This window comes from Acidovorax sp. A1169, from assembly GCF_030704685.1.
In the GTDB taxonomy this organism is placed as follows: domain Bacteria; phylum Pseudomonadota; class Gammaproteobacteria; order Burkholderiales; family Burkholderiaceae_C; genus Acidovorax.
Genome location: NZ_JAUZDX010000001.1, coordinates 114,021 through 132,353 on the forward strand (window position 1 = coordinate 114,021; position 18,333 = coordinate 132,353).

The 18,333-nt window shown below is 68.9% G+C and carries 17 protein-coding genes and 1 riboswitch; of the genes, 7 read left to right on the forward strand and 10 right to left on the reverse strand.

Going from position 1 to position 18,333, the window contains the following annotated elements:
* Nucleotides 1–47: 47 nt before the first annotated feature.
* The 7 genes from QYL93_RS00500 to QYL93_RS00530 all read left to right on the forward strand — a co-directional run bounded on the left by QYL93_RS00500 (nt 48) and on the right by QYL93_RS00530 (nt 8,169).
* Nucleotides 48–1,658 (forward strand): DUF4384 domain-containing protein, encoded by a 1,611-nt coding sequence (locus tag QYL93_RS00500; RefSeq protein ID WP_305741835.1) that lies wholly within the window; start codon nt 48–50, stop codon nt 1,656–1,658.
* Nucleotides 1,655–2,248, forward strand: a complete 594-nt coding sequence (locus QYL93_RS00505) for a sigma-70 family RNA polymerase sigma factor (RefSeq protein WP_305741836.1) — start codon at nt 1,655–1,657, stop codon at nt 2,246–2,248. Before QYL93_RS00500 ends, QYL93_RS00505 begins: the two co-directional genes overlap by 4 nt.
* Entirely contained in the window at nt 2,245–2,979 is a 735-nt protein-coding gene (locus QYL93_RS00510) for an anti-sigma factor domain-containing protein (protein WP_305741837.1), read from the forward strand. The genes QYL93_RS00505 and QYL93_RS00510 overlap by 4 nt, the downstream gene beginning before the upstream one ends.
* A 57-nt stretch (nt 2,980–3,036) precedes the next feature.
* Nucleotides 3,037–3,960, forward strand: a complete 924-nt coding sequence (gene lpxC, locus QYL93_RS00515; RefSeq protein ID WP_057266235.1) for a UDP-3-O-acyl-N-acetylglucosamine deacetylase — start codon at nt 3,037–3,039, stop codon at nt 3,958–3,960.
* Between the two features lie 10 nt (nt 3,961–3,970).
* A complete protein-coding gene (locus tag QYL93_RS00520; RefSeq protein WP_305741838.1) occupies nt 3,971–4,144 on the forward strand; it encodes a hypothetical protein in 174 nt (57 codons plus the stop codon).
* Nucleotides 4,145–4,175: 31 nt separating this feature from the next.
* Nucleotides 4,176–4,299: riboswitch (TPP riboswitch) on the forward strand.
* A gap of 115 nt (nt 4,300–4,414) precedes the next feature.
* Nucleotides 4,415–6,310, forward strand: a complete 1,896-nt coding sequence (gene thiC, locus QYL93_RS00525) for a phosphomethylpyrimidine synthase ThiC (protein WP_305741839.1) — start codon at nt 4,415–4,417, stop codon at nt 6,308–6,310.
* A gap of 176 nt (nt 6,311–6,486) precedes the next feature.
* On the forward strand, nt 6,487–8,169 hold the full coding sequence (locus tag QYL93_RS00530) for a methyl-accepting chemotaxis protein (RefSeq protein WP_305741840.1): 1,683 nt from the start codon (nt 6,487–6,489) through the stop codon (nt 8,167–8,169).
* 105 nt (nt 8,170–8,274) lie between these two features.
* Here the strand turns inward: QYL93_RS00530 and QYL93_RS00535 are convergent, their stop codons facing one another.
* The 10 genes from QYL93_RS00535 to gspG form a co-directional block, all read right to left on the reverse strand.
* Nucleotides 8,275–9,663, reverse strand: coding sequence for a GspE/PulE family protein (locus QYL93_RS00535; protein WP_305741841.1), 1,389 nt, complete (start codon nt 9,661–9,663; stop codon nt 8,275–8,277).
* Between the two features lie 3 nt (nt 9,664–9,666).
* Nucleotides 9,667–12,270 carry a type II secretion system secretin GspD gene (gene gspD, locus QYL93_RS00540; RefSeq protein WP_305741842.1) on the reverse strand — a complete coding sequence of 868 codons (2,604 nt, stop codon included), beginning with the start codon at nt 12,268–12,270 and terminating at the stop codon, nt 9,667–9,669.
* Nucleotides 12,271–12,274: 4 nt separating this feature from the next.
* Entirely contained in the window at nt 12,275–13,093 is an 819-nt protein-coding gene (gene gspN / locus QYL93_RS00545; protein ID WP_305741843.1) for a type II secretion system protein N, read from the reverse strand.
* Nucleotides 13,094–13,110: 17 nt separating this feature from the next.
* Nucleotides 13,111–13,785 carry a type II secretion system protein GspM gene (gspM, locus tag QYL93_RS00550; protein ID WP_305741844.1) on the reverse strand — a complete coding sequence of 225 codons (675 nt, stop codon included), beginning with the start codon at nt 13,783–13,785 and terminating at the stop codon, nt 13,111–13,113.
* On the reverse strand, nt 13,782–15,035 hold the full coding sequence (gene gspL, locus QYL93_RS00555) for a type II secretion system protein GspL (protein WP_305741845.1): 1,254 nt from the start codon (nt 15,033–15,035) through the stop codon (nt 13,782–13,784). Before gspL ends, gspM begins: the two co-directional genes overlap by 4 nt.
* A gap of 50 nt (nt 15,036–15,085) precedes the next feature.
* Entirely contained in the window at nt 15,086–16,084 is a 999-nt protein-coding gene (gene gspK / locus QYL93_RS00560; protein WP_305741846.1) for a type II secretion system minor pseudopilin GspK, read from the reverse strand.
* Complete coding sequence (locus QYL93_RS00565; RefSeq protein ID WP_305741847.1) at nt 16,084–16,800, reverse strand: prepilin-type N-terminal cleavage/methylation domain-containing protein; 717 nt, start codon at nt 16,798–16,800, stop codon at nt 16,084–16,086. The genes gspK and QYL93_RS00565 overlap by 1 nt, the downstream gene beginning before the upstream one ends.
* A 17-nt stretch (nt 16,801–16,817) precedes the next feature.
* Nucleotides 16,818–17,192, reverse strand: coding sequence for a type II secretion system minor pseudopilin GspI (gene gspI, locus QYL93_RS00570; protein ID WP_305741848.1), 375 nt, complete (start codon nt 17,190–17,192; stop codon nt 16,818–16,820).
* Complete coding sequence (locus QYL93_RS00575) at nt 17,189–17,614, reverse strand: prepilin-type N-terminal cleavage/methylation domain-containing protein (protein WP_305741849.1); 426 nt, start codon at nt 17,612–17,614, stop codon at nt 17,189–17,191. Before QYL93_RS00575 ends, gspI begins: the two co-directional genes overlap by 4 nt.
* Nucleotides 17,615–17,833: 219 nt before the next feature.
* A complete protein-coding gene (gene gspG / locus QYL93_RS00580; RefSeq protein WP_057200181.1) occupies nt 17,834–18,298 on the reverse strand; it encodes a type II secretion system major pseudopilin GspG in 465 nt (154 codons plus the stop codon).
* Nucleotides 18,299–18,333 lie beyond the last annotated feature (35 nt).

An 18,333-nucleotide genomic window follows, 5' to 3' on the forward strand; every position in this document is an offset into this window, starting at 1 on the left:
CACTGCGGGCTGGCCTGTGCACGCCCATCCCCTTTGCCGAGATTGCCATGACCTTCAACCACTCCCCCGTGCACAGCCGTGCACGCCGCGCGGCCGCTGCGGCCGCCGTGCTGGCCCTGGCGGCGGCTCTGGCCGGCTGTGCCGGGGCACCCGACCGCGCGGCCCTCAACGAGGTGCGCGCCCAGGCCAACCCCACGGACAAGGCGCGGCGCACCATCACCAACTTCACGCCCGCGCTGCGCTGCATGGACGAAATGATGTTCGACATGGGCACGCGCGACGTGACCATGATGATGGAAGAGTTTCGCGATGCCACGCAGAAGGTGCCCATATCGGCGCGCGACATGCTGACCTCGGCCGTGTCGGACATGACGCGGCGCTCGCGCGGCGTTCGCCTGTCGGTCTTCGGCAGCGACCAGCAGAACCTCGCCCAGGTGCTGGCGCAGGCGCAGCGCACCAGCGCCTTCGGTGTGGTGCCGGCCTACAACATTCGCGGCACGGTGAGCCAGCTCGACGAGTCGGTGCTCAAGAACGGCAGCTCCTTTGGCGCCACGCTCGCGCAGTCTGTGTTCGGCGTGCGTTTTGGCAGTGAGACCAAGTTCTCGGTGCTGGGCCTGGACGCCGCCGTGGTGGAGACCGCGAGCATGACGCTGCTGCCCGGCGTGTCGTCCAAGAACACCACCGTGCTGGCCAGCCGCGACGCCAGCGCGGCCGATGGCCAGGCGCAACTGGTCAATCCCGGCATTGGCGTGGTGTTCTCGTTCTCGACCTCGCGCGCCGATGGCCCTTCGCAAGCGGCGCGCAACATGGTCGAGCTGGCCGCCGTGGAACTGGTGGGCAAGCTGCTGCGCGCGCCCTACTGGCAGTGCCTGGGCACCACCGACAGCGATGCCGAGGTGCAGCGCGAACTGGCCGACTGGTTCCTGTCCATGGACGAGGCCGAACGCATCGCCTTCTACAAGGAGCGCATGCGCGAGCGGCGCTACTACGACGGCGCCATCGATGACCAGGCCGACGCCGCCTTCGCCACGGCGCTGCGCAGCTACCGCCAGGCGCTCGGCCTGCCTGCCCAGGGCGCGTTGGACGAGGGTTTTTTTCGCTCCTTCGTGCTCGCCAAGGTGCCACGCGGCCCGCTGAAGGCGCTGCCGCGCAATGCCTCCACGCGCGCATCGGGCGCCGCATTGGCCGCCGTGCCCGCCGCAACACCCACGCCCGGCGACGCCAGCGCAGCGGCGGCCCCGCCACCGCCTGCACCCGTTGCAGCGCCCGAGGTTGCGGCCCTTGCCGTGGCGCTGGGGGCACCGCAGCGCGGCAGCGCCAGCCTGGACATTGCGGTGCTGCGCCCCGGTTATGTGTACTGCTACTCGCAAGACCCGGTGACGCGGCGCATCCAGCGCATCTTTCCCAACCGCTTCACGCGCGACCCGCGCATGGTGCCGGGCAAGCCGCAGCGCCTGCCGGGCAACGAGCGCTTCGTGCTCAACCCTGCGGCCGAATACGCCTGCCTGCATGCGCCGAGCGAGGTCTATGGCGACCTGCCGCCGCCGCTGCGCTGGGGTGATTTCGAGGACATCCGCGTCGGCACGTTTGACGAGATCCGTGCCGGTTTCGCACAGGCTTCGGGCATGCCTGTGCAGCTCTTCGCGGTGCCACGATGACTGCCGCTGCATTGCCCGCCGATGAGCTGCCCGACGCCGTGGCGCAGCTGCTGTCGCGCGTGGTGCTGCGCGACACATCGGCCTTCCAGCGCCTGTACCAGCTGGTGGCCAGCCGCCTGCTGGCGGTGGCCGTGCGCGTGGTGCAGGACCGGGCCCTGGCCGAAGACGTGCTGCAGGAGGTCTTCGTGCACCTGTGGAACCGGCCGCAGACCGGTGCGCAGGGGCAGGCGCTGAGCCTGTCGTGGCTGTGCGTGGTCACACGCAACCGCGCCATCGACGCATTGCGCAAGCGCCGCCCCGAAACGCCGCTGCACTGGCGCGATGCCGATGGCCAGGAACAGGTGCACGATGCCGCAGCCGAAGGCGGCTCGCCGCTGGAGCTGCTGCTGGCCGAGGAGGATGGCTCGCGCCTGGGCCGCTGCATGGGCCAGATCGACAGCGAGCCGCGCAGCGCGCTGCTGCTGGTCTACTACGAAGGGCTCACCCATGCGGAGCTGGCCCAGCGCCTGTCCCGCCCCCTTGGCACGGTCAAGGCCTGGATGCGCCGCAGCCTGGCGCGCCTGCGCGACTGCATGGAGTCCTGCGCATGACATGGCACCAGAACCCCCGGCTCGTGGACCTGCTGGCAGGCGAGTACGCCCTGGGCACGCTGCAGGGTGGCGCCCGCCGCCGCTTCGAAAAGCTGCTTGCGCGGCGGCCCGATCTGGCCGAAGCCGTGGCGCGCTGGAACGAGCGCATGGCGCCCGCGCTGCTGGCCCTGCCACCCCAGGCGCCGTCACCCGCTACCTGGCGCGCCATCGAGCAGCGCCTGGGGTTTCCAGTCCCTGGGATGCGGGTGCCGTGGTGGAAACGGTTGCTGCAGCCAGCCCCGGCGGGCGCGTTGGTACTGGGCCTGATGGTGGGGGTGCTGCTGCCGTCGCTCTGGCAAGCCCGGCACGGTGGGCCGGATGCACCGGCATCCACCCAGTTGCCCGAAAGCTATGTCGGCGTGCTGGGGCTGGCGGATGGACGCCCCGGCCTCATCGTCTCCAGCCTGCGGCAGGGCCGCACGGTGGACATCAAGCGCGTAGCCGCAGTGCCGGTGCCCGCCGGCCAGGTGCTGTACCTGTGGTCGCTGGATGCGGCGGGCAAGGCCAGCCCCGTGGCGCCGCTGCCGCAAGGGGCTTTCGTGCATCTGCAACTGGGCGCCCCGTCTGAAACCGTGTTTGCCAAGGCGGTGGAGCTGGCGGTGAGCATGGAGCGAGAGGGCAGCAGCCCCGCAACGCCCTCCAGCGCTTATGTTTACCGGGGCCTTTGCGGGAAACTGTGGCGGGTGCCGTAAGGCCTTGCCATGGTCTTGCGGCGAGCAGGGACGGGCCCACCCTTTTACAATGCGGGAATGCTCCAGCAACGCACCCTCAAGACCTTGACCCGCGCCGTCGGCGTGGGGCTGCACAGTGGCCAGAGGGTCGAGCTGACCCTGCGGCCTGCGCAGCCCGACACCGGCATCGTGTTCCGCCGGGTTGATCTGCCCCAGCCCGTGGACATCCCGATCCGTGCCGACGCCGTGACGGACACGCGCCTGGCCTCCACCATCGGGGTCGGCAGTGCCAAGGTGCACACCGTGGAGCATCTCATGTCGGCGTGCGCGGGCCTGGGGCTCGACAACCTCTACGTGGACATCACGGCCGAAGAGGTGCCCATCCTCGATGGGTCGTCGTCCTCCTTCGTGTTCCTGCTGCAAAGCGCGGGGATCGAACTGCAGAAAGCCCCCAAGCGCTTCATCCGTGTGAAGCGCCCGGTGGAGGTGCGCGAGGGCAGTGGTGCCCAGGCCAAGTGGGCGCGCCTCGTGCCCTACCATGGCTACAAGCTGAGCTTCGAGATCGATTTCGACCACCCTGCGGTGGACTCCACTGGCCAGCGCGTGGAGTTCGACCTGGGTGAGGGCAACTACAGCCGCGACATCGCACGCGCGCGCACCTTTGGTTTCACGCGCGACGTGGAGATGATGCGCTCCAACGGCCTGGCCCTGGGCGGCGGGCTGGACAACGCCATCGTGATGGACGACTACAAGGTGCTCAACAGCGACGGGCTGCGCTACGACGACGAGTTCGTCAAGCACAAGATCCTCGACGCCATGGGCGACCTGTACATCATCGGCAAGCCCCTGCTGGCGGCCTACAGCGCCTTCCGCTCGGGCCACGCGATGAACAACCTGCTGCTGCGCGAGCTGCTGTCCCAGCCCGACGCCTGGGAAGAAGTCACCTTCGAGGACGAGCGCCAGGCACCGCGCGGCTTCGCCCAGCCGGCGCGCGCCTGGTAGGCGCATCCCCATGCTGCTCTTTCGCTGGGCCGTCATGGCGCTGCTGCTGGCAGCGGCCGTATCGTTCGCGTTCTACGCGGGCACTGGCCAAGCGCACTACAAGCGCTGGGGGCTGGTGGTGCTCAAGTGGACCGTCATCGCAGCCGTGTTCTTCTTCGCCGTGGCGATCATCGGGCGCATCTAAGGCGGTGTTGCAGGCCGGTATCGATATACTGGCACTTGCTCCGGGGTGTGCGAAAGCGCTGAGATGCATGGGGCCTGACCAACAATCAGGCTGCCTGCGAACCCGACGAACTTGATCCGGTTCATACCGGCGGAAGAAGAGCCGACCTCCATGCCCCTGCGCGCCCTTGCTGGCCCGCAGGGCGTGCTGTACATGCGCCATGGCGCGTGTGCGGGGCGCAGGTCCATTCCGGAGCAATTCCCTTTGCCACCGGAACTGGAGACCTGCCCCATGAATGCACCCGATCCCCTCGCCCGTGAAAAATTCGCCGAGCTGCTGGCCGCCACGCGCGAGCCCTTTCCGGCCTCGCGCAAGGCCTACCTGCCAGGCCACCTGCACACCGACCTGCGCGTGCCCGTGCGCGACATCGCGCTGACCAATGGCGAGCAGGTCAGCGTCTACGACACCTCCGGCCCCTACACCGATCCCGACGCCGTAATCGACGTGCGCCGCGGCCTGGCCAGCGTGCGCGGCGGCTGGATCACCGGCCGTGGCGACGTGGAGCACTACGAGGGCCGCGCGCCCGTGGCGCTCGACGATGGCCAAAAGAGCGAGGACGCCGTGCGCCTGGCACAACTGCGCGCCGAAGCGGCCGCGCTGCAGCGCAAGCCCCTGCGCGCGCGCAGCGGTGCCAACGTGACACAGATGCACTACGCCAGAAAGGGCATCGTCACCCCCGAGATGGAGTACGTGGCCATCCGCGAGAACGGCAAGCGCGAGTGGATGGCGCAGTACCTGGCCGATGCCGGGCGCGAGCAGCGCCTGGCGGGCAACCCGATGGGCGCGAGCATCCCGCCCACCATCACGCCCGAGTTCGTGCGCGACGAAGTGGCGCGCGGGCGCGCCATCATCCCGGCCAACATCAACCACCCCGAAGTGGAGCCCATGGCCATCGGGCGCAACTTCCTGGTCAAGATCAATGCCAACATCGGCAACTCGGCCGTCACCTCCAGCATCGAGGAGGAGGTCGAAAAGCTCGTCTGGGCCATCCGCTGGGGCGCCGACAACGTGATGGACCTGTCCACCGGCAAGAACATCCACACCACGCGCGACTGGATCGTGCGCAACAGCCCGGTGCCCATCGGCACCGTGCCCATCTACCAGGCGCTCGAGAAGGTCGGCGGCGTGGCCGAGGACCTGACCTGGGCGATCTTCCGCGACACGCTGATCGAACAGGCCGAGCAGGGCGTGGACTATTTCACCATCCACGCTGGCGTGCGCCTGGCCTACATCCACCTCACGGCGGCGCGGCGCACGGGCATCGTCTCGCGCGGCGGCTCCATCATGGCCAAGTGGTGCATGGCGCACCACCGCGAAAGCTTTCTGTACGAGCATTTCGAGGACATCTGCGACATCTTGAAGGCCTACGACGTGTCCTTCAGCCTGGGCGATGGGCTACGACCGGGCTGCGCCTCGGACGCCAACGATGAGGCGCAGTTCGCCGAGTTGCACACGCTGGGCGAGCTGACCCAGGTGGCCTGGAAGCACGACGTGCAGACCATGATCGAAGGCCCTGGCCACGTGCCCATGCACATGATCCAGGCCAACATGACCGAGCAGCTCAAGACCTGCCATGAGGCGCCGTTCTACACCCTGGGCCCGCTGACCATCGACATCGCGCCCGGCTACGACCACATCGCCTCGGCCATCGGCGCCGCCATGATCGGCTGGATGGGCACCGCCATGCTGTGCTACGTGACCCCCAAGGAGCACCTGGGCCTGCCCGACCGCGACGACGTCAAGCAGGGCATCATTGCCTACAAGATCGCGGCGCATGCCGCCGACGTGGCCAAGGGGCACCCGGGATCGCGCGCGCGCGACGATGCACTGAGCCAGGCGCGCTTCGATTTTCGCTGGCAGGACCAGTTCAACCTGGGCCTGGACCCCGAGACCGCCAAGGAATACCACGACGAAACCCTGCCCAAGGACAGTGCCAAGGTGGCGCATTTCTGCTCCATGTGCGGGCCCAAGTTCTGCTCGATGAAGATCACGCAGGAAGTGCGCGAATTCGCGGCGCAGAAGGGTATGGCGGACAGCGAGGCACTCGCCAGCGGCATGCAGGCCAAGGCCGTAGAGTTTCAGCGTGCAGGAGGGCAGCTTTACGTGCCGCTCACGCCTGTCAAATAAGTGTCGCTACTGCCTTCATAGAATGGCTACTGAGCCCGTGGAGGCGGTACATACCCTGTGCGACGGAGGTAGCGGGGGCGCATACAGTCGCGCCCATACACGCCCCGTAGGGACAACTAGAACCTATGGCACCAAATTTGCTATGCTGTAGTTGTCAATAAATGTAAGGAAGAGCGATGAACCTGCTCAGCCGTCTTTCCATCCGCGCACGTCTTTATTTCGGCACGATCTTTTCCCTGGTTCTGCTCGTGGTCATCGGTGCCATGGGGTATCTGGCGCTGGAGCGCACCCGCAGCACCCTGGACCAGCTGTTCTCCCAGCGGGTGCAGACCCTGACCGATGTGGCCGAGTTGCGCACCACCCTGGGTGACCTGCGCCGCTCCGAAAAAGACATCATCATCAGCTTCAACAACTCCGTCGAGGTCGCAGCCCTGCGCGAGAGCTGGAAGAAATCGCTCACCGCGCTGAACAAGGGCATGGCCGATGTGCGCCAGGTGCAGTCGGGCGATGCGGCCTTCGTCGAGTCCATCGACAAGTCCCTGGCCGAGGTCAAGGAATACGAGGCCGGTATCTCTCCCGTGTTCGAGCAGATCGAGCGCGCCCAGATCGACGGCGCCGTGGGCGGTGCCTATGCCGACCGCCTCAAAAAGCACATGGAGGCCACCGACAAGCTGCTGTCGGACCTCTCCGTGACGGCACGCACCAAGATGGACGAGGCGCGCGAAGGCGTGAACATGTTGACCACCACCATGTCCGGCCTGATCGGCATAGTGCTGGTGCTGGCGCTGGCCGTGCTCATCCCGCTGACCTTCTTCAGCGTGCGCTCCATCACCCGCTCGATCGCGCAGGCCAGCGAGCTGGCTGAACGCATTGCCGGCGGCGACCTGTCGCAGGACGTGCAGGTGACTTCGCAGGACGAGGTGGGCCAGCTCGTGGCCTCCATGGCACGCATGCAGGACGCCTTGCGTGGCCTGGTCCAGCAGGTGCAGGAGGCGGCAAGCAACATCTCCACGGCCAGCACCGAGATCGCCTCGGGCAACCACGACCTGAGCCACCGCACCGAACAGACGGCCGCCAACCTCGAAGAGGCCGCTTCGTCGATGGAGCTGCTCACCAGCACCATCGGCCAGAGCGCCCAATCGTCACGCCAGGCCAGCGACTTCGCCTCGTCGGCCGCCGAGGTGGCCGGGCGCGGCGGTGTGGTCGTCTCGCAGGTGGTGACCACCATGGACCAGATCACCACCAGCTCGCGCAAGATCGCCGACATCACCGGCGTGATCGATGGCATTGCCTTCCAGACCAACATCCTGGCGCTCAATGCGGCGGTGGAAGCCGCCCGTGCCGGCGAGCAGGGCCGGGGCTTTGCCGTGGTGGCCAGCGAGGTGCGCAGCCTGGCCCAGCGCTCGGCTGCGGCTGCCAAGGAGATCAAGGGCCTGATCGGCTCCTCGGTGGAGCGTGTCGAAGACGGCTCGCGCCTGGTGAGCCAGGCGGGCGCCACCATGAACGAGATCGTGGGCAGCGTGCGCCGCGTCTCGGACATCATCAGCGAGATCACGGCGTCGTCCGCCGAGCAGCGCGACAACGTGGGCCACATCAGCCAGTCGGTGAGCCAGTTGGACAACATGACCCAGCAGAACGCCGCGCTGGTCGAGCAGTCCACCGCAGCGTCGGAATCCTTGCGTGAGCAGGCTTTGCAGCTGACCCAGGCCGTGAGCCAGTTCAAGCTGCAGCCGGGAGCCAGGGCCGCCAGCCCGGGTGCAGGTGGCAGCATGCCGACCCCACGCCAAGGCATCCCTGCGCCGGCCCAGCGGCCTGCCGTTCCGGTGCGCGCGCCCAAGCAGGCATTGCAGATCCGCTGACGGTCTGCCGGCTGGCAGAGCCACCGGCTGCGCCCAGCAAAAAGCCCCTGTCGCCGGTTGGTGACGGGGGCTCTTTTCTTGGGGCGCTTACGATGCGAAGGTCTGCTAATCCCTTGTGACGCGCAGCACTTCTTCGCGGCTGGTGATGCCGGCGGCAATCAAGCGCTCGCCGTCTTCGCGCATCAGCGCCATGCCTCCCGCGAGGGCCGCCGTGCGGATGTCCGCCTCGGAGGCCTGGTTGTGGATCTGCGCGCGGATGGCATCGTTGGTCACCAGCAGCTCGAACAGGCCGGTACGGCCGGTGTAGCCGGTCTGGCCGCAGTGCTCGCAGCCGGTACCCTGGCAGTGGCTGCAGTATTTGCGCACCAGCCGCTGGGCCAGCACGCCGAGCAATGAGGACGACAGCAGGAAGGGCTCCACGCCCATGTCGGTCAGGCGCGTCACGGCGCTGGCCGCGTCGTTGGTGTGCAGCGTGGCCAGCACCAGGTGGCCGGTGAGCGAGGCCTGGATAGCAATCTGCGCGGTCTCGAAATCGCGGATTTCGCCGATCATGATGATGTCCGGGTCCTGGCGCAGGATGGCGCGCAGGGCCTTGGCAAAAGTCAGCTCGATCTTGCTGTTGACCTGGGTCTGGCCCACGCCGGGCAGCTCGTACTCGATGGGGTCTTCCACCGTCATGATGTTGTTGCGCGAGGCGTCCAGCCGCCCCAGGCCCGCGTACAGCGTGGTGGTCTTGCCCGAGCCCGTGGGCCCGGTCACGAGGATGATGCCGTGCGGCTGGGCAATCAGGCCCTCGAAGCGGCGCAGCGTGTCGCCCTGCATGCCCACGGCTTCCAGGCTTAGCTTGCTTTCGCTCTTGTCCAAAAGGCGCAGCACGGCCCGCTCGCCATGGGCGCTGGGCAGGGTGGAGACGCGCACGTCGATGGCGCGCGTGCCCAGGCGCAGGCTGATGCGCCCGTCCTGCGGAAGGCGTTTTTCCGAAATGTCGAGGTCGGCCATGATCTTCAGGCGCGAGATCAGGGCGGCGTGCAGTGCGCGGTTGGGCTGCACTACCTCGCGCAGCGAGCCGTCGACGCGAAAGCGCACGCTCGAATGCCGCTCGTAAGGCTCGATGTGGATGTCGCTCGCGCCATCGCGCGCGGCCTGCGTGAGCAGGGCGTTGAGCATGCGGATGATGGGCGCGTCGTCGGCCGTTTCCAGCAAATCTTCCACCGCCGGCAGGTCCTGCATCATGCGCGAGAGGTCGGCGTCGGACTCGACTTCGCTCACCACGGTGGCGGCGCTCGATTCGCCCTGGGCATAGGCGGCGCTGATGCGCTGGGCCAGGGCCGGGGCCGCCAGCGACTGCAGGTGGCGGATCTTGTGCTTGCGCATCACTTCCGACAGCGCGGTCACGTCGGGTGCAGGGCCGTGCCACAGCACGAGCTGCTGGCCATCGTCCTCCAGCAGCAGCTGCGAGGTGCGGGCAAAGGCGTAGGGCAGGGGGTGGCGCATGGGTCAGAGCGTCTGGCGGGTCACCGTGGCGGCGGGCGCGAGCTCGCGCACCATCGCGGCAGCGGAGTCGGCCGAAGCCGGGTTGTGGTACGGGCCTACACGCACGCTGGTGCGGGGGCCCTGGCTGGTGTCCACCGGCTGCTCCGAGATGGGGAGCGCCGAATTGCGCAGCCTGGCCAGTGCAGCCTGCGAGGCCGAGTCATCGCCGAACACGCCGGCACGCACGTAGTAGGTCGGTGCGGTGGCCGCAGCGGGAACAGGTGCTTCGCTGATGGGTACGCCCGCAGGCGTCAGCCGGGGCGCCGGCTGCACAGGCGTAACCAGGTCCTGCAGGGGGGCAGGCTGTACGCGCGTTGCCGGGGCGCTACGCTGGGGCAGTTCCGGCAAGACAGGAGCGCCCGATATCGACCGCAGCGGCAGGCTCGACGCGGGTTGCGTCACCTGCTGCAGCCCGCGGATCGCGTCGTAGCGGTCTGCCATCAGGGCTTCGCTGGTGGCCGCATCACGCACCACCACGGGGCGCAGGAAGACCATCAGGTTGGTCTTGTTGCGCGTGCGGTTTTCGCTGCGGAACAGGCCGCCAACCAGGGGCAGATCGCCCATCACCGGCACCTTGTCCTCGCCCTGGGAGTAGCTGTCTTCGAGCAGACCGCCGAGAACGATGATGTTGCCATCGTCCACCACCACGTTCGACTCGATGGAGCGCTTGCTCGTCGTGGGGCCGTTCACGTCAGAGAGGGTCGCGCGGTCGATCTTGGAGACCTCCTGGTAGATCGACATCTTGACGGTGCCGTTCTCGCTGATCTGCGGGCGCACTTTGAGCATCAGGCCCACGTCCTTGCGCTCCACCGTGGTGAAGGGGTTCACCGTGTTGCTGCCGCCGGTGTTGGCATACGAGCCGGTCGGGAAGGGCACGTTGTTGCCGATCACGATGCGCGCTTCCTCGTTGTCCAGCGTCATCAGGTTGGGGGTGGACAGCACATTGGCATCACCGCTGTTCTGCAGGAAGTTGGCCAGGGCGCCCAGGTAGTACTGGCCATTGATGCGCGGTGCAAGGGCCAGGTTCAGGCCCTTGCTCAGCGTGCTGGCTGCCGAGGTGATGGCGCTGGTGCTTCCACTGGCCAGTGCTCCTGTGACATTCAGGATGTTCGCACCTCCACCTTGGACCGAATTGGTGCCGATGACGCCGACGGTGCCATCGCCCTGCTTGCCCAAAACCCCTTGCCACTGGATGCCGAACTCCGCCAGCTTGGTAGCCGAGACCTCTACGATCATGCTTTCCACCAGAACCTGGGCCCGTCGACCATCGAGCTGGTCGATCACTGCGCGCAGTTGGCGGAACAGCGGCTCGGGCGCCGTGATGATCAGCGAGTTGGTGGTGGGGTCGGCCTGGATCAGGCCGCCGGTGGAGGGCTGGTTGCTGTTGGCGCTGCCCATGCCCGAGCCGGCGCCCATGCCGGAACTGCTGCCCAGCCCGCCAAGGCTGCTGTTGCTGCTGCTGTTGGAGCCGCCGCTCAGGCCGCCGCTGTTGCTGCCGCCGCCCGACAGTGAGCTGGACGGTGCACCCCCACCGGAAATCGCCGGCGTGCTGGCGCCGGCACCGCCACTGGAGTTGCCGCCCATGCTGGCCATGGCCGCGCGCAGGGTGGTGGCGAGCTTGGTGGCATCGGCGTTCTTGAGGTAGACCACATGGATGTTGCCCGTGGAGGCGCTGCTGCCCGGCACCGGGGGCTGGTCGAGCTTGTCGACGAGGGCACGCACCATGGCCACCCGTGCAGGGTTGGCTGCGCGCAGGATCAGCGAATTGCTGCGCGGCTCGGCCAGCAGCGTGGTCTTGAACGAGGTATCCGCCTGGCCCTGGGCAGCGGCGGGCGCGGCGCCACTGCCGCCATCGATGAGGCGTGCCACCAGGGGTGCGAGGTCGACCGCCAGGGCGTTGCGCAGCGGGATGATCTCCACATCGCTGGCGTTGGAGACGTCCATCGCCGCGATGATGCGGCCCAGGCGTTGCAGGTTGTCGGCGTAGTCGGTGATCACCAGCGAGTTGTTGCCGGGGTTCACGTTGATGGTGTTGTTGGGGCTGATCAGCGGGCGCAGCACCGGCACCAGGTTGCCCGCGTTTTCGTAATTGAGCTTGAAGATCTGCGTCACGATCTGCCCGCCGCCGGGCGTGCCGCGCGCAGAGCCCGACTCGCTCACGCCCACGCTGCCGCTCTGCAGCTTGGCGTCGGCCTCGGGCACCACCTTGTACAGGCCGGCCGATTCGACCACCGTGAAGCCCTGCAGGCGCAGTGCGGCCAGAAACTGCTGGAACGCGGCCGAGGGGGGCACGGCGCGCTCGGTGATCAACGTGAGCTGGCCCTTCACGCGCGGGTCGACCACCACGTTGCGCCCGGTGATGGTGGCCATGGTGCGGGCCACGGCTTCGATCTCGGCGTTGGCGAAGTTCAGCGTGACGGGTTCGTTCCCGCGCACGCTGCTGGTGCCCGTGCCAACGGCCGTCTGCGCCAACGCCAGCGGGCTGCTGGTCAGCAGCATGGCAGCCAGGGTGATCGAGCTGACGGCGCATTGCAGGTGCGGCGAAAGGGAGGATGCGGAAGTCGTCATAGGGTCAACCCACGGTGATGAGGGAGCGCGCGCCGTTGCGCCGTCCGATGATGTTCAGAAGATTGGTGAGCGCCGCTTCGCGGTCGGGCGCTGCACTGGCCTCGCCCGCAAAGCGCAGGCGCTGGCCTACCCATTGGCCGGTGCCGCTCAATTGCAGGTGGCCGCTCAGGGTGGTCAAGGTCAGGATGGGCACCTCGCCGCCCTGCACGGCCAGCCGGTAGCTGCCCATGGGGCGCAGGGTGGACAGGCGCGAGGACATGTCCAGCGCATCGAGCTGCACCTTACCATCCAGCACCATGCGGCCGGCCTGCCAGGCAGCTTGCAGCCCCTGGGTCTGCAGCACCAGCTGGCCTTGCGGCTGCAGCGTGTTCCAGGGCGTGCCCAGGCCCGAGAGCAATGCGGCGGGCCAGTTGCTCTGGCCGTCGCCCACCGTCAGGCGCAGTTGCGAGAGGCCCAGCGCCAGCCGTGCCTGCAGCGGCTGCACGGTGCAGCAGGGGGCCTGCACCTGTGCGCGCACGCCATTCAGGGTGGGGCGCAATGTCCATTGCAGGCGCCCGGGCAGTGAGGTGCGGTCCTGGCTGGCGGTGCCGCCGGTCAGCACCAATTGGGCCGAGCCGTTCCAGACGGTGCCACGCGCTTCGGACAGCAGCAGTTGCCCACCCGTGGCCCGGGCCAGGCCCTGGGCCAGCCATTGCGCCGGCGCAAAGACCACCAGCGCCGGCAGCAGGCCGGCCAGGGCACCGCCCACCGCCCAGCCCCAGGGCGAGCGCGGTACGGCACCGGTGGTGCGCGAAGAGGTGCGTGTGCTGCGGGCGGGGGACACAGGGCGTTCCGTGGGGTTCACCGTGCAGGCAGGGCCAGCACCAGCGTGCCGTCCCAGCGCGGGGTCCCGGGGGCCGCGCCCTCGGGGGCGTTGCCCTGTACAGGGTTGGCACCCATGGCCGGCATGCTGCCGGGAATAGGGGGCATCAGAGGGCCCGAAGGGGGCGCACCCGCACCCGCCGCCGGCAAGGCCGGCGCCGCGGCGGGGCCTTGCGGGCCCGGGCGGGCATTGCCTGTCGTTGCGGTAGTGGTCGGGTTGGCGGTGCGGGTCAGGCGTGCCTCGATGGGCACGGCCCGGGCATTGCTGCGCGCCAGGGCCAGCCACTGCGCCAGGGCATCGGCAGGGGCGGCCTTGAGCGTCACGGTGGCACGGTCGCCGGTCACGTTGAGCTGTGCGGCCGTGCCCATGCGCTGGGTCAGGCCGTTGCGCAGGGCGCCGGTGGGGTCGCCCGTGCTGCTGCGCGGTGCGGCCTGCAACTGCTGGGCCTCGGCCTGCAGGCTGCGCATGCGCTGCAGCTGCGTGTCCAGTTCGGCGTGACGCTTGGGGGCGGTGCGCAAGGTCTGCAGGGCCGGTGAAATGGCCACCCACCACACCAGGGCCAGGCCCACCAGGGCGGCAGCACCCAGCACGAAGTTCTGTTCGCGCGGGGCCATGGCCTGCCATTGCGCTTTCAAGGGGGCGAGCTGGCTCATGGGGCGGTCTCCGCACGCAGCACCAGGCTGCCATCGTCCAGGCGGCCGGTGTAGCCGGCAGCCCGCAGTCGGGTTGTGAGCACGGGTTCCTCTTGGGGTGCAAGCGGCAGGCCGCGCAGGCGCAGCTCGCCGGTGGTGAATTCCAGGCCAGTAGGGATGCGGCCATCGGGCAGCACGCTGCCGGCAGCGGCCATCATGGGCTCCAGGTCGCGCGGCGAGAAGCTGCCGGACGCCTGGCGCAGAAGCGCCATCTCGCGCTCCATCTGCTCCAGGGGGGCTATCACCGCCTGCACCTGCGGGAAGGTCTGCGTGAAGGTGCTGCGCAGGCTGGTCTGTTTGGCGGCCAGGGCCTGCCGCTCCTGCCAAGCCCAGACGTTCAGGCCCGCCAGGTGCGCCAGGACGAGCACGCCCAGCGCCCAGCGCGCTGCGCGCCACTGGGGGGCGTACAGCAGGGCGCTCAGAACGCCGCCGGCCTTGCGCAGGGCGCGCGATCGGCTGGTGCTGGACAGGTCGAACTGCGCCAGGTCCCAGTCGCTGCGGGCGGCGTCCAGGGCGCGGGCGCTGGCCGTGTGCAGGTCCACCGGGTGACCCAGTGCGCGTTCGGCCAGTTCCGCCACGGCCGGGTCGGCGCGCAAGGGGGTGGGCGGCGCATCGCTGCCGGCAGCGCCAAGGCCTGCCAAGGCCAGCGTGGCCGGCGTCAGGGGCAGCACCGAAATGCCCTGATCTGCGCCCAGGCCGCACAGGATCAGCTGGGGGTCGTCCGCAGTGCCGATGGCCGACACCTCGGGGCCGCCACTGGCCGTGGGGCCGGGCGCGAACTCGGGCACCACGCGCGACACGCGCCGGCCGGCGGCCTCCAGGGCCTGCAGGTGGGCGCGCAGCCAGGCGCGGTCGCACACGGCCACCCACACCGGCACGCCGGCCTGGGCGCCTGGCTGCAGCGCAAAGTGCAGCTGGGCCGTGTCGTCGAGCAGGCGGTCTTCAAGCAGGCCGTCCAGCACCGAGCGCAGGCGCGGTGTCTGCTGGCTGGCCCCCAGGGGCAGGCCGGGCGGCAACTGCACCTTTTGCCAGGACAGCGCCTCTATCGGCACCACGGCCACGACCTCACCAGGGCGCGCGGTCTCGGGCAGCAGGGCGGCCTCGGTGAGCGCGTGGCGCTGTGCGGTGTGCCCGTCCGCAGTCAGCGTATAGCCGTACTGGGTCGATATCCCCGGAAGGGAGGGCGGCAGGGAAAGTATCAGCGTGCTCATGGGCGGGTAGTGCGGGCCATTTTAGGGTGTGCTGGGAGGGCTGCGCGCATTCAGCGCAGGCCCTGTTGCGCCGGGGCGGCAGTGTCCCGGTCGAAAGCGCCGCGTTCCCGCCACAGCGTCGTCACTTCCAGGCCCAGCTTGCGGACCAGGGAGCGCTCATCCACGGTGGTGTTGTCCATGCGCAGCCGGCCGCGCACCTCGAAATAGGCCGAGGCGATGGCCAGGTCATTGGTCTCGAACGGGACCTTGCCCAGCGCATCGACCACTTCGGCCATGGAACGGAAATGTTTCGATTCGCGGGCCTGCACCAGCTTCTGTGCACCGGCCATGTCCAGCCCGTCGATGCTGGCCCAGACCACGTCGATGCCCGCCGTGTTGAGGTTGACCGGCGTGCGCACCGGCAGGATGGTGACATGCGGCAGCAACGCCGCCACGGTGGGCGGCGACAGCCCCAGCCAGCCCAGCTGCGAGACCGTCTGCGGCATGAGCGGGGCGCTGCCATCGGCCCCCGTGCGGGCCTGGGCCTTGCGCAGGTTGTCCACCAGCAGCGCCAGCTCTTGCGAGGGCAGCCCCAGCCGCTCGAACAGCCGGGTGAACTGTTTGAGAGAACCGGCCTGCACCTGCCCGCCTTCGGCCAGGCTGGTGATGTTCAGGCGCGATTGCAAGTCGGTGATCTGCCCCGAAAGAAAGGCATCGGTGGTGTCGGTGCTGGCGTCGTCCACCTGCGCCACGCCGCGCTCGGCCGCGAGGAAGCTGGACAGCCGGGCTTCCTGCAGCGGCACCGCCCAGGGCTCGGCCAGGTGGTCGGCGCCGCCGGCACGGCCATCTTCGCGCAGGATCAGGCGCGACCAGTCCAGCGCCCCCACCAATATCCAGGCGGCCTGCACCCGGGCGCGCTCGGCGGTCTCGACCTCGATGGCGCGCCACTGCTGCCACAGGGAGGCGGCGGCAAACGTGGCCACCAGCGTCACGGTGAGCATGGCTGCGAGCAGAGCGGCGCCGCGCTGGGCCAGCGTTCGCCGTTGCCGGATGTTCGGTGTGCGGCGCATCAGGTGCGTCCCCCACCCAGCGTCGGGTTGACCCAGTCGCGCACGATGGCGCCGCTCAGTGCCTGGCCGGGTGAAAGCGTGATCTGCAGCCGCACCCCATCGGGCAGGGTGGAGGCCGGGGTGCCTGCGGTCTGGCCGGCGCTCGACAGCGGGTTGGACCATGCGCCGCCGCGGAAATAGAACAGCTGCCAGTTGGTGATGGGCACCAGGCTGATCTCGTAGCGCCGCGCCTGTTCGTCGGGCGTGCGCGCCCACTGCTCGGCCTGTTGCCAGGCCTGCTGCCATTCGGTGCGGTTGCGCACGGGGGGGGACTGCCAGCGCATCCACTGGCCTGCGCCCTCCATGCCAGGCATGTCGCGCCGGGTCCAGGCCACCACCAGGGCGCCTTCGTCGGGCACGGCCGTGGTGCGGCGCGTGATGCGCAGCACCTGCCCGTCCCAGTCCATCGGCGTGGTGCTGGCCAGCGGCAGGATGGCATCGAGGTCGGCGCCCCACTGCCCCAGGGCCGACTGGATCACCAGCATCTCGTCGGCGCGCAGGCGCGTCTGCTCCTGCGCGCGCACCATGCCGTCAATGCCGCGCCAGCTCATGATGGCCAGAATGGACATCAGCGCAATGGCGACCAGCAGTTCGATTAGCGTGAAGCCGCCCGATGCCGCCGGCAACGGGCTGCGCTCGCGGCCTGGTGGCACAGCGAGGCGCGCAGGGTGGGTCATGGGCCTGGAGAGCATTGTCAATAGCGCCCCAGGATGGTCGATATGCGCAGGACGGAGTTTTCGCCATCGAGCACCTGCGCATCCACCCGCCGAAAGCTCGGGTTGGGCGTGGGCCGCACGATCAGGCGCACGTCCAGGCGCCGGCCCGCCTGCTCGCAGGGCTGGGTGCTGTCACCCACGCTGGGCATCTGGCGCGACAGGCGCACGCGCACCAGTTCGTTCTCGGCGCACAGCTGTGCCAGCACAATGTCGGACTGGCGCAGCGCATTGCGCGTGAGGGCATTCGTGGACTGCAGCCCGGCCATCAGCGCGATCGCCACGATGCTCAGGGCCACCAGCACCTCCACCAGCGTGAACCCCTGCTGGCGTGCGTTCATGGAAGTGCGGGTCATTGCGCGGACTCCACACTGAAAGGCCGCAACCCGTCCGTCACCACGCGCAGTGCCTGGTCGGGGTGGTCCTGGTGCGTGAGCAGCACCTGCTGCGCACCGATCACCGGCTCGGGCCCGAGCAGCAAAACGGCATTGCCGCGCACCAGGGTGCCGGTGGCCAGCCACTGGTGCGGCAGCGCATCGGGCGGCAGCCCATCGAAATTGAAACCCTGAGGCCCGCCGCGCCAGCGCACCGGCACGCCACTGGCCCGCGACTGCGCCCGCCCCGACTCCAGCAGGGCAGCCAGCCGCGCCGCCTCGCGCTCGAGCTGCGTCTGCCCGTTGTCGCGCAGCGCCAGCGAAATACCCGCCGTCGCCAGCGCCATGATGCTGATGACCACCAGCAACTCCAGCATGGTGAATCCACGTGTACGGCGGGTCATCAGGTTACGCGGCACAAATGGTGCGCACAGCGCAGTCAGGAGGGTCACGGTTTCACCACCGAGCGGTCCGCAAGTGACCCTCGGTCACGGCGGGGCGTGGCTGCAACGGTCACGGTGCTCCCTCAGGGCGCGCGGCCGCCGCGCCGGGCCGCCCCAAGCAAGGCCCGGCCCCCCTGGGGGGCAGCGACCACACGAAGTGAGGGAGCGTGGGGGCGACGGTCACTGCCAGCTGCCGATATCGGCATCCTTGCCTTCGCCGCCCGACTGCCCATCGGCACCGAAGGACATCACGTCGATCTCGCCCTTGATGCCGGGGTTCAGGTACTGGTAAGGGCGGCCCCAGGGGTCGTTGTTGAGCTTTTCGAGGTACAGCTTCCAGTTGCCGGGAACCGGGCCGGACGTGGGCTTGGCGACCAGCGCCTGCAGGCCCTGCTCGGGCGTGGGGTAGCGCTGGTTGTCCAGCCGGTACAGCTTGAGCGCCTGCATGATGTTGGTGATGTCCGTCTTGGCGGCAGTGCTGCGCGCGTCGTCGGCGCGGTCGAGCACGTTGGGCACGATCAGCGCGGCCAGCACGCCGATGATGACCACCACCACCATCAGCTCGATCAGGGTGAAACCCCGGGCCAGGCTGCGGCGTGCGGAGCCCAGGGAGGCGGAGGAAGACAGGAAAGAAAGAGTGTTCACTGCAGGCGGTCTCGCTAGGGTCGTATCGGGTGAAT